This is a genomic window from Polaromonas sp. (assembly GCF_035638815.1).
GTDB lineage: Bacteria > Pseudomonadota > Gammaproteobacteria > Burkholderiales > Burkholderiaceae_C > Polaromonas.
Genome location: NZ_DASQZG010000009.1, coordinates 122827 through 132489, shown reverse-complemented (window position 1 = coordinate 132489; position 9663 = coordinate 122827). Strand labels below are relative to the sequence as shown.

At 58.2% G+C, this 9663-nt stretch carries 14 protein-coding genes; 7 read left to right on the top strand and 7 right to left on the bottom strand.

Annotated features, from left to right (window positions below; translation table 11 throughout):
* The first annotated feature begins 8 nt into the window (after window positions 1-8).
* The gene (gene metF, locus VE934_RS04570) at window positions 9-860 is read left to right on the top strand and encodes a methylenetetrahydrofolate reductase [NAD(P)H] (RefSeq protein WP_324884779.1); all 852 of its coding nucleotides are present in this window, start codon (window positions 9-11) and stop codon (window positions 858-860) included.
* A gap of 183 nt (window positions 861-1043) precedes the next feature.
* Window positions 1044-1475: a septal ring lytic transglycosylase RlpA family protein gene (locus VE934_RS04565; protein ID WP_324884777.1), complete on the top strand. Its 432-nt coding sequence runs from the start codon at window positions 1044-1046 to the stop codon at window positions 1473-1475.
* Between the two features lie 48 nt (window positions 1476-1523).
* On the opposite strand, the gene VE934_RS04560 is transcribed toward VE934_RS04565, so the two are convergent.
* The 6 genes from VE934_RS04560 to VE934_RS04535 form a co-directional block, all read right to left on the bottom strand.
* Entirely contained in the window at window positions 1524-2027 is a 504-nt protein-coding gene (locus tag VE934_RS04560; protein WP_324884775.1) for a GNAT family N-acetyltransferase, read from the bottom strand.
* A 62-nt stretch (window positions 2028-2089) separates the two neighbouring features.
* A complete protein-coding gene (locus VE934_RS04555; protein ID WP_324884773.1) occupies window positions 2090-2458 on the bottom strand; it encodes a glyoxalase superfamily protein in 369 nt (122 codons plus the stop codon).
* 113 nt (window positions 2459-2571) lie between these two features.
* On the bottom strand, window positions 2572-3075 hold the full coding sequence (locus tag VE934_RS04550; protein WP_324884771.1) for a DUF2199 domain-containing protein: 504 nt from the start codon (window positions 3073-3075) through the stop codon (window positions 2572-2574).
* Between the two features lie 91 nt (window positions 3076-3166).
* Window positions 3167-3451, bottom strand: a complete 285-nt coding sequence (locus tag VE934_RS04545) for a hypothetical protein (RefSeq protein WP_324884769.1) — start codon at window positions 3449-3451, stop codon at window positions 3167-3169.
* Window positions 3452-3477: 26 nt separating this feature from the next.
* Window positions 3478-3876, bottom strand: coding sequence for a hypothetical protein (locus VE934_RS04540; protein ID WP_324884767.1), 399 nt, complete (start codon window positions 3874-3876; stop codon window positions 3478-3480).
* Between the two features lie 26 nt (window positions 3877-3902).
* Window positions 3903-4283 (bottom strand): hypothetical protein, encoded by a 381-nt coding sequence (locus VE934_RS04535; protein WP_324884765.1) that lies wholly within the window; start codon window positions 4281-4283, stop codon window positions 3903-3905.
* Between the two features lie 334 nt (window positions 4284-4617).
* On the opposite strand from VE934_RS04535, the gene VE934_RS04530 reads away from it, so the two are divergent.
* Genes VE934_RS04530 through VE934_RS04510 form a run of 5 tightly spaced genes read left to right on the top strand, consistent with a single transcriptional unit; the run spans window position 4618 to window position 8464 of the window.
* The gene (locus VE934_RS04530; RefSeq protein ID WP_324884763.1) at window positions 4618-5223 is read left to right on the top strand and encodes a GbsR/MarR family transcriptional regulator; all 606 of its coding nucleotides are present in this window, start codon (window positions 4618-4620) and stop codon (window positions 5221-5223) included.
* 2 nt (window positions 5224-5225) lie between these two features.
* Window positions 5226-6641 carry a cytochrome ubiquinol oxidase subunit I gene (locus tag VE934_RS04525; protein ID WP_324884761.1) on the top strand — a complete coding sequence of 472 codons (1416 nt, stop codon included), beginning with the start codon at window positions 5226-5228 and terminating at the stop codon, window positions 6639-6641.
* On the top strand, window positions 6634-7674 hold the full coding sequence (locus tag VE934_RS04520) for a cytochrome d ubiquinol oxidase subunit II (RefSeq protein ID WP_324884759.1): 1041 nt from the start codon (window positions 6634-6636) through the stop codon (window positions 7672-7674). Before VE934_RS04525 ends, VE934_RS04520 begins: the two co-directional genes overlap by 8 nt.
* A 43-nt stretch (window positions 7675-7717) precedes the next feature.
* A complete protein-coding gene (locus VE934_RS04515; RefSeq protein WP_324884757.1) occupies window positions 7718-8077 on the top strand; it encodes a DUF6463 family protein in 360 nt (119 codons plus the stop codon).
* Window positions 8078-8131: 54 nt separating this feature from the next.
* Entirely contained in the window at window positions 8132-8464 is a 333-nt protein-coding gene (locus tag VE934_RS04510; protein ID WP_324884755.1) for a hypothetical protein, read from the top strand.
* Between the two features lie 75 nt (window positions 8465-8539).
* Here the strand turns inward: VE934_RS04510 and VE934_RS04505 are convergent, their stop codons facing one another.
* A complete protein-coding gene (locus tag VE934_RS04505) occupies window positions 8540-9661 on the bottom strand; it encodes a 2Fe-2S iron-sulfur cluster-binding protein (RefSeq protein WP_324884753.1) in 1122 nt (373 codons plus the stop codon).
* Between the last annotated feature and the right edge of the window lie 2 nt (window positions 9662-9663).

The following is a 9663-nucleotide window of genomic DNA, read 5'->3' as shown; positions in this document are numbered from 1 at the left end:
ACACAAGAATGAGTGCGGAGGTTGAAGTGAATCTACCTGTCAGTTTTGAATTTTTCCCGCCCAAGACGCCCGAAGGTGTCGACAAGCTGCGCGGTGTGCGCCAGGCGCTATATGCACACAAGCCCGAGTTTTTCAGCGTCACGTATGGCGCGGGCGGCTCCACACAAGGCGGCACTTTGCAGACCGTGCAAGCTATCATTGGCGACGGCTTTGACGCTGCGCCGCATTTCTCGTGCATAGGCGCTACGCGTGATGGTGTACGCGCCCAGCTCGCGTCCTTCAAGGCTGCAGGCATCAAGCGCATGGTCGCGCTACGCGGCGATTTGCCCAGCGGGTTCGGCGCATTTGGCGAGTTCAAATACGCCAGCGAACTGATTGAATTCATCCGCGCGGAAACGGGTGATACTTTTCATATCGAGGTGGGCTGCTACCCTGAAACGCACCCCCAAGCCAGGTCGCCAGAGGCGGACCTGCAGGCGTACCTGATCAAGGTCAAGGCCGGCGCAAGCTCAGCCATCACCCAGTATTTTTTCAACACCGACGCTTATTTTCGTTTTGTTGACGACACCCGAAAACTGGGCGCCGACATTCCGGTGGTGCCCGGCATCATGCCCATCATCAGCTCCACGCAGCTGATGCGGTTTTCCGATGCCTGCGGTGCAGAGATTCCCCGCTGGATTCGCCTGCGCCTGCAGTCCTATGGCGACGACACGGCGTCCATCAAAAGCTTTGGCCTAGATGTGATCACCGAGATGTGCGACAGGCTCAAGACGTCCGGTGTGCCCGGCATTCATTTTTATACGATGAATCAATCGACAGCCACGACGGAAATCATTCGCCGTCTCCATTTGGCGGGATAGGGTTCGAGCTTGAACACTTGCGCCATCAGGATTTGCCTCAGCGTCAGCTTGCTTACCTTGTTGGTGGCTTGTGTCACGCCTCCTTCGTCAGAGACTGCGGCTACACCAGCAGCCCCAACCGCCATCCTTCCGGCGCCTGCAAAAGGATCTGCTTTACCTGAGGCGCCCGTGGCGGAGGCACCAATGCTTGCAGTGCCTGTTGCGGAGCCCCCGAGCTTGCTGGCCGGCGAAACACCCAAAGAGTTCGAGCAGGGCAAGGCTTCCTGGTATGGCCCCCGCTTCCATGGCAGGCGCACCGCCAATGGCGAGCGCTACAACATGAACGAGATGACCGCCGCACACAAAACCCTGCCTTTTGGCACGGTGGTGCGCGTGCGCAGCCTGGTCAACGGCAAAGAGGTCGATGTACGCATCACCGACCGGGGCCCGTTTAGCCGAGGCCGCGTGATTGACCTCAGCCGTGCCGCCGCCGAGTCCATTGGCATGCTGGGGCTGGGCGTGAAAGACGTGTTGCTGCTGGTGCCGGATTCCACGCCCTCACTCACCCGGATCTCGCCAGCACCCCCAGCCAGAAAGCGCCAACCCGTCGCCCGGAGCACGCCGCGCCCGCGCTGACTTGCCTTGGCTGGTGTCTGGCTCAGGCATCAAATCGGCCTCCGGCCTTTATCCATCGGGCGCAAGCAGCTCCTGAATTAACAGCGTGTAGGGTGGCGCAGAAGGCAGCGCCATGCGAAAGCTGTAGCCGTGGCGCTCAAACTCAAGTGACTCATAAAACGCGTGCGCCTTGTCGCGTTTGAGGTTGGACGACAGCGTGAGCTTGTAGCACCCGCTTTGCGTTGCCAGCGTAATTGCATGGCGCATCATGGCCTTGCCGATGCCACGGCCTTGCATCGCAGGGTCTACCGCTACATCTTCAACAATCGCAGAGGGCGCACCGAGATGACCGATGTTATCCATGATGAGCAGCGCAAAGGTCCCCACAACACCTGCGCCCTCCACAGCCACATGCAGCTTGTAGTTGGGGTAGGTGGCCATACGCTCCCAGAGGCGCGTTGCGTCCGGCAAGGCAAGAACATCTCCGTCGTCAATGTCTGGCTGGGCGTAAAGGCGCAACACGCCCGGCAAGTCAGACGCGATGGCAGGGCGCAGGGTGAGTGGATCGGTCATGACATGACTTTTCGCGGGCAATGTGTCGGTGGGATGACATAGCTGCCTGCCGACAGCACTCTTTATGTGCTGATGGTGTTGGTGAAAGTGAGCCGGTTGCCAAATGGATCCTTGATGGACATGTCCCGGCTGTCCCAGGGTGTGTCTTCGATGTGCAGTTTGGCATAGGTGTATTGCCTGGCCAGCAGTTCCGCCTGAAACGCGTCGATTTCGTCGGTTTCAATCCGCAGCGCCGCGCCGGGACTGCAGTCGCCATGATGCTCTGACAAATGGATGACGCAGCCGCCTTTGGATACCTGCAGGTACAGCGGCATGCCTTCTCCAAAACGGTGCTCCCAGTCGACCGTGAAGCCCAGAAACCCGACATAGAATTCGCGCGCCTTGGCTTCGTCGAAGATGCGGAGTATGGGAGTTGTTTTGCCGAAGTTCATGAGACGCGCTCCTGTGGGAGGGTGGTAAAGAGGTTGCGAGCTAAATTGGCACCTCACCCTTTAACAATGGACAAAGTTCGCTATCAAAATAAGAGCAAAAATTCTGGATGGTGCTAGTTGCCCAATGGCCGCAATCGCCCCGCCGCCACATCGTGCCAAAAGTCCATCGATACGCCCGACGCCAAAATCGCCGCTATAGCCGTGCCCGGCGCGACCCACTTGATGTAGGGTGTCGGATCGCCTTTGATCACTTTGAACTTCACCGGCGTTCCGTACGAGTGGGCGATGCCCTGAACCGGGTTGGCGAGTTTTCCCTCGACCAGGTCCGCATAGTGGGGCTGTGCGTCTTCGTTTTCCCTGAAGTGGATCAACCGTTGGTAGTCGGATAGCGACACCTCGACCCAGCAGATACATCCCAAGGGGTCGCCTTCGGCTTCAGCCAGCGGCAACTCGATTTCGCAGTGCACAAAGAACTGGCTGTCCCCGCCGCGGCACATGGATTTGCTGTCTTCCACCACGTCAATGACGCGGCCCTGGTCAGTTTCCGGAGCGTGCCACATGAAGTAGCGCGGAAGTTCATCGTGTGTGTTGCCGCAGTGGGAGCATTTGTAGGACATAGATTCTTTCAGCGAAACGGCAAGTCATTGAACAGAACTTCAACTCGACTGCGCATGCGCGGGAACCGAACGCAGAGTTTCTGAAGGACATTCAACCACCGCCCCCAAAGCTGGAAAACGGCAAACAAACCACAGAAACAATCTTCGGAAAAAAGATGCCGAGCATGACCCCGAGGAGTACAGAGCCCAAAGCCCACCACCCCAGGGCAGACACAGAGACAGGCAAGGGACCCAGCGCGAGCCTGCCGAGAACGCCGATCCAGAAGCAACCCATGCCGCCGATGACAGCGCCAATGATGCGGTCACGCCGCGTCGCCGGGGCGTGCCGCCAGCGCACATAGTTCTGGTACCTGGTCTGGAGAAAGCTGGTCGTCATTGCGCGCTCCATTTGGGTCGAGGCGCCTACTGTAGCGCCTTGACGGCGTACCAACGCGCTCCGGCGCCGGAGAACAGCCAGTACATTGCGAGCAGTTCCAGAATGGAGCTGAGCCAGAAATTGGCCTCTGTCCACCATGGGTCAGGTGTTTCTGACGGCAATAAAAAATAGCCCGCGCTTGTACTGATGACGGAGATGAGCAGCGCGATTCGCGCCCAGTTTTTTCGTCGTGCTGCAAAGGTGATGAGCGTGGCGTACACAGCCAACACGATCAGAAACAGAAAGACAAGAAAGCCTGTTTCCCCGGCCATGTCGGGCTCGGGATTGATCAGCGTAAGAACCGCGTCAATCACCACCACGATTTGCGCCACCCAGAGCAGGATGATGGCCTGGCGAACTTGGGGCGGGGTCTCTGGTTGGAGCATTTGGTTTGCGTGGTCAGGGTCACACATCACTCACTATTGCCCCACTGGCGGATGTCATCGACGGGTTGCGGAAGACGCTCCTCAAGCAACCTGGCGACGGTGTCAGGCTTGAAAGAGGGCTCTGGGCACTCAATGACCCAGGAAAGAAACTCTGCAGGTCCACCATTCATGTAACGCGGCGGCGAGACGGGTTTGAATACGGTTGGCAGGCGTTCGTCGATGGAAAGATAGTTCAAGACGTGGCCAAGCTCTTGAACCACATGCCAGGCGAGCTTGTTGTCAGTGTCGATGGATAACTTGACCCACCACCGGCCATCGTTCTCAATTCCGTGACCGAACGACGAATGCACTCCAGGAATCGAACGAAGGAAAGCCTCCAGGGATAGAAAGTCGGGCACGTTTTCCATGACGTTAGTTTTGTAATTGGGACCTGCGCCAAAACCATATGGCTATGAACTTGCGCTTGGTATTCTGGACGTGTCAAATACGCGTGCGCTTTAGCTTTTGCATGAATGTTCCTCATTTTCTGCTACCCCTCACTCGGATAACCAAGCGCCAAACTTCGCAGCCGCGAGTTTAGGCGCGGCGGGCCGCATCGCGCCCCCTCATCTGGACGGCCTCCGTTTCGGGGTCCGTTCGCAAAACCCCCTGAATCGCCATGGCAAAAGAACATGAAGCTTGATCTGCATCAATATTTCCTATAATTTCAGTAATTCCTGAAAACTCAGTAAATCAAAAGCCATGAACCTCGCCCCCCTGACCCAGCGTTTTGTCCTGCATTTCGGCGAGATGGGAAGCCGGTGGGGCATCAACCGCACTGTGGGGCAAATTTACGCGCTGCTGTATGTGTCCCCGCGCGCGCTGAATGCTGATGAGATTGGCGAGGCGTTGGCTTTTTCCCGCTCCAACGTGAGCATGGGTTTGAAGGAGTTGCAGTCGTGGAATCTGGTGCGGCTGCAGCACCTGCCCAACGACAGGCGCGAGTATTTCCAGGCGCCTGAAGATGTGTGGGCCATCTTCCGTACGCTGGCCGAGGAGCGACGCAAGCGCGAGATTGATCCCACCTTGTCCATGCTGCGCGACGCGCTGATGGAGCAGCCTTCTACTGGCGACGACATCCACGCCCAGGCGCGCATGAAGCAGATGCACGATTTGATCGAGCTCATGACCGGCTGGCTGGCCGATGTGCAGAAGATGGACTCCGCCACTTTGATCAAGCTGATGAAAATGGGCGCCAAAGTGCAAAAGCTGCTGGAAGCCACGGGCAAGGTCACCAGCAGCGTGAAGGCCGGTTTGACAGGGCGACCCGCAGGACCCAAAACCCCAACTAACGAGGAAAGAAGCTGACCATGGACGGCCTTGACGCATTCCTGCTCGCGCGCATCCAGTTTGCGGCCAACATCACTTTTCACATCCTGTTTCCCACCATCAGCATTTCGCTGGGCTGGGTGTTGCTGTTTTTCAAGTTGCGCTTTGTCAAAACTGGCCAGCAACACTGGATGGACGCCTATCAGTTCTGGGTGAAAATTTTTGCGCTGACCTTTGCGCTGGGCGTGGTCAGCGGTATCACCATGAGTTTTCAGTTCGGGACCAACTGGCCGGGCTACATGCAGAAGGTGGGCAACATTGCCGGGCCGTTGCTGGCCTATGAGGTGCTGACGGCATTCTTCCTGGAAGCGACCATGCTGGGCGTGATGCTGTTTGCGCGTGAGCGTGTCAGCGAGCGCATGCACACCATAGCCACCCTGCTGGTGGCCGGCGGCACCACGCTCTCGGCCTTCTGGATTCTTGCGCTCAACTCCTGGATGCAAACGCCTGCCGGCTTTGAAATGATCAATGGTCAGGCCCATGTGACCAGCTGGTTTGAGGTGATCTTCAACCCATCATTTCCCTACCGATTCACCCACATGATGCTGGCCTCGGGACTGACGGTTGCGTTTCTGGTTGCTGGCATTTCAGCCTACCGGTGGCTTCGCAACGACCGCAGCGCCGAGGTGATCGCCGCTCTGAAAACCGGCGTCTATCTGGCCGCCATGCTGATCCCGCTTCAAATCATTGCGGGCGATCTGCATGGCCTGAATACGCTGGAGCACCAGCCCGCAAAGCTGGCTGCGATGGAGGGTATCTGGAAAACCGGCAAGGGCGCGCCCGCCGTGTTGTTTGGCTTGCCCGACAGCGAGGCCAAAGAAAACCGGTATGAAATTGCAATTCCCAAACTGGCATCGCTCTACCTCACACATTCGCTTGATGGAGAGATCAAAGGCCTGGACCAGTTCGAAGGGAAGCACCCGCCAGTGGCGCCGGTGTTCTGGGCTTTTCGCATCATGGTCGGTATGGGCTTACTGATGTTGGCGGTGAGTTGGTCCGCCACGTGGCAACTCGCTCCGTGGAAAAAGGGTACCGATCGCACGCTGCGCCCCTGGCATGCAAAGCTATTGGTCGCCATGACTTTTGCCGGCTGGGTGGCGTTGATTGCAGGCTGGTACGTTACTGAAATTGGCCGGCAACCCTGGCTGGTGACCGGCGTGCTCACCGCAGCGGAGGCGGCTTCGACAGTGCCGGCGCCGCGCATTGCTTTCACGCTGGTGCTGTACCTCGTGTTGTATGCGGCGTTGACGGTTGCCTACATCTCGGTCGTGTTTTACCTCGCGCGGCACAAGAAGCACGCCGACAAACCTTTTGGCGATGATGAAACCGCCGGAGATACCGAGAGGCAGCTCAACGTGGTGAACTACCCGGAGCAAGAAGGAGCCCCCAATGCTTGATTCTTCCATCCTGATGCCCGACCTGACGCAAGCCGCCGGCTGGATGCCGATTGTCTTTCTGGTGGTGATGGGACTGGCCATGCTGGCCTATGTGATTCTGGATGGCTACGACCTGGGTGTGGGCGTGTTGATGCGCCGCGCCAGCGATGATGACAAGGACACCATGATCGCCAGCATCGGCCCATTCTGGGATGCCAATGAAACCTGGCTGGTGCTGGGGGTCGGCATCATGCTCACCGTGTTTCCGCTGGCCCATGGCGTGATCCTGGGCGCGCTGTATTTGCCGGTGGCCATGATGTTGATCGGGCTGACGCTGCGCGGGGTGGCCTTTGACTTTCGCGTCAAGGCGCGGGCGGCGCACAAGCCTTTGTGGAACCGACTGTTTTACACCGGTTCACTCCTGGCCAGCTGGAGCCAGGGCTACATGCTGGGATCGCTGATCACCGGCTTTGCGTCTGACTGGTGGGTCATGGCTTTTAACGGCCTGATTGGTCTGGCGCTGGTCGCAGCGTATTGCCTGCTCGGCGCGGGCTGGCTGATCATCAAGTCTGAAGGTGAGCTGCAAATGAAAGCCGTGCGCTGGGCGCGTGCCAGTCTGCTGTTCACCATGGCGGGCATTGCCGCGATTTCAATCGCAACGCCGCTGGTCAGTCAAAGCATTTTTGAGAAATGGTTTTCGTTTCCGAACATCGTTCTGCTGCTGCCGATTCCTGCCGCCACGGCGGTGTTGTTTGCCGTGATTTACCGCAGCCTGCAGCGCTTGCCAGTGCGGCTGGCGCAGGGCAACGAGTACGGCGCGTGGGTCCCGTTTGGCGCAACGGTCGGCGTGTTTCTGCTGGCTTTTTATGGACTGGCCTACAGCCTGTTTCCCTGGCTGGTGATTGACCGAATCACCGTCTGGCAAGCCGCCACCGCGCCCGAAGCCATGGGCGTCATTCTGGTTGGCGCGGCTGTGGTTCTGCCCATGATCATTGGGTATACCGTGTTTGCTTACCGGGTGTTTTGGGGCAAGAGCACTGCGCTGAAGTACTAAAAATGGTCTTCTCAATCAACGTCAATATTAGAGGGAGCGGGGCATGTCAAGAGTCGTCGTGTGGGCCGTCTTTGTTTTGGGCGTCGCCCACATTGTTTTCGGTCTGTTGAAATTTCAGGCGCCTCTCATGGCCGCCTTGATGGACGGTTTTACCGGTCAATTTGGTGAACCAGAGATCAGGCGCACGGCGTTTTGGTTTGTCATGGCGGGCCCGCTGATCATGCTGGTGGGGCATCTTGCAATTCGTGCGGTGAGCGCTGGTGATTTCGGGGCGCTAAAAGTGATCGGCACCTACATGCTGATTTTTTCGGCTGTGGGTGTGGCGGCTTTTCCCGCTTCACCTTTGTGGGCGTCACTGGTGCTGTCGCTTCTTCTGATCGCCTCAGGCTACCGCTTGATTTAGGGAAACCTGGCAGTAAGATCGGGCCCTATCTTCGCCCACAGGTTGTAAGCAAACATGACATCACAGACCCGATACAACGCCTCATTGCTGGGAGCGCCGGACCTGGCTGACGAAAAGCGCAAGGCGGCAGAGGACAAGTATTTGCAGGTGCTGGAGCGTATTTTCGGCGGCGCGTCCGCCGTCCGGGGCGCTTATTGCGAGTACCTGGCCGTGCGTTCCATGCGCGCTGAAAATCCGCGCGAGGTCCGGACCGATGAAGAAATCCAGGTTGTTGCGCGTTGGGAAAAGGCGGCGTCAGAAGCATCGCAGTCCGTGCTCAAGCTTATGAAAATTCCGCCGGACGGTTCTTCCTTCGAGCTGCACGTGTGGAACTCCCGCACGCGGTAGTCGAATCTGCCGGTCCTTGGGGCGGATCCTTCGACAAGCTCAGGATGAACGGGATGCAGCGTCCGTGGAAGCAACTTACCTTTCGTCGTAGCTAATGCTGACGTGTTCCGTCAGTGCCCGGGCCTGGCAGCTGAGCACAAATCCTTTGTTGACTTCCCATTCTTCAAGGGTGAAGTTTTTCACCATGGCTACTTCGCCAGCAAGCACTTTGGCGCGGCAGGTGCAGCAGACGCCTCCCTTGCAGCTGTAAGGCAGGTCCAGCCCGGCAGCCAGCGCCACATCGAGAATCCGGTCCTCAGCTGTCATTCGTAGTTCGTGCGATTTGCCGTCCAGCACCACCGAGAGGCGGATGGGGGCCTCTGGCGCTGGCAGTTCATGATCATTTCGCTGGTTTGCCCTTTTATGTCGGGCGAAGCCTGCTATCAATTTTGAAGCGTCTGGTCCGACGGCTGTGCTGAAGCGTTCCGCGTGAATACGCTCACGAGGGACACCTGCCGCGAGCAGGGCCTTCTCGCAGTCTTCAATCATGGCCTCCGGGCCACAGATAAAGGTTTCGTCAATGCTGCTGCCAGGCACCAGGCTGTTCAGCAACTCGCCCACCTTCGCGGCATCCAGCCGGCCAGTGAACAACGCTACTTCCTGCGCCTGACGTGACAGCACATGGATGAGGCTCAGGCGTGCGGGGTAGCGGTCCTTTAAATCCTGCAAGGCTTCGTTGAATAAAATGGAGTCCATACGGCGGTTGCAATACACCAGCGTAAAACGCGAGTCTGGCTCGCCGGCCAGTGTGCTGGCCATGATGGAAAGCAGCGGCGTGATGCCCGAGCCGGCCGCCCATCCAACGCGGTGCACGGCGCCGTTCAGGCGTGGCGTGAAGCGGCCTTCGGGCGGCATCACTTCCAGCGTGTCGCCGGCTTTTAATTGCGTCGCCCAGTTGGAGAACACGCCGCCTTCAACGGGTTTGATGCCCACTTCAACCTCATGTGCCACAGCATAGTGCTGCGTGCTGCTGCAAATCGAATAACTTCGCCGCAAAGACTCGCCGCCCACATTCGCTTTGAGCGTCAGGAATTGCCCCGGTTTAAAACCATAGGCCTGCCGCAATTCCGGCGGAACAACAAAGCTGATCACCACGGCGCCAGCCGCATCTGGCGTGACGCGGGAGATGAGCAGCGGATGAAATTGCGGAACCGACATCA

Coding starts and splice junctions, on each gene's coding strand:
- metF (WP_324884779.1), top strand. CDS start 9: ATGAGTGCGGAGGTTGAAGTGAATCTACCTGTCAGTTTTGAATTTTTC.
- VE934_RS04565 (WP_324884777.1), top strand. CDS start 1,044: ATGCTTGCAGTGCCTGTTGCGGAGCCCCCGAGCTTGCTGGCCGGCGAA.
- VE934_RS04560 (WP_324884775.1), bottom strand. CDS start 2,027: ATGACCGATCCACTCACCCTGCGCCCTGCCATCGCGTCTGACTTGCCG.
- VE934_RS04555 (WP_324884773.1), bottom strand. CDS start 2,458: ATGAACTTCGGCAAAACAACTCCCATACTCCGCATCTTCGACGAAGCC.
- VE934_RS04550 (WP_324884771.1), bottom strand. CDS start 3,075: ATGTCCTACAAATGCTCCCACTGCGGCAACACACACGATGAACTTCCG.
- VE934_RS04545 (WP_324884769.1), bottom strand. CDS start 3,451: ATGACGACCAGCTTTCTCCAGACCAGGTACCAGAACTATGTGCGCTGG.
- VE934_RS04540 (WP_324884767.1), bottom strand. CDS start 3,876: ATGCTCCAACCAGAGACCCCGCCCCAAGTTCGCCAGGCCATCATCCTG.
- VE934_RS04535 (WP_324884765.1), bottom strand. CDS start 4,283: ATGGAAAACGTGCCCGACTTTCTATCCCTGGAGGCTTTCCTTCGTTCG.
- VE934_RS04530 (WP_324884763.1), top strand. CDS start 4,618: ATGAACCTCGCCCCCCTGACCCAGCGTTTTGTCCTGCATTTCGGCGAG.
- VE934_RS04525 (WP_324884761.1), top strand. CDS start 5,226: ATGGACGGCCTTGACGCATTCCTGCTCGCGCGCATCCAGTTTGCGGCC.
- VE934_RS04520 (WP_324884759.1), top strand. CDS start 6,634: ATGCTTGATTCTTCCATCCTGATGCCCGACCTGACGCAAGCCGCCGGC.
- VE934_RS04515 (WP_324884757.1), top strand. CDS start 7,718: ATGTCAAGAGTCGTCGTGTGGGCCGTCTTTGTTTTGGGCGTCGCCCAC.
- VE934_RS04510 (WP_324884755.1), top strand. CDS start 8,132: ATGACATCACAGACCCGATACAACGCCTCATTGCTGGGAGCGCCGGAC.
- VE934_RS04505 (WP_324884753.1), bottom strand. CDS start 9,661: ATGTCGGTTCCGCAATTTCATCCGCTGCTCATCTCCCGCGTCACGCCA.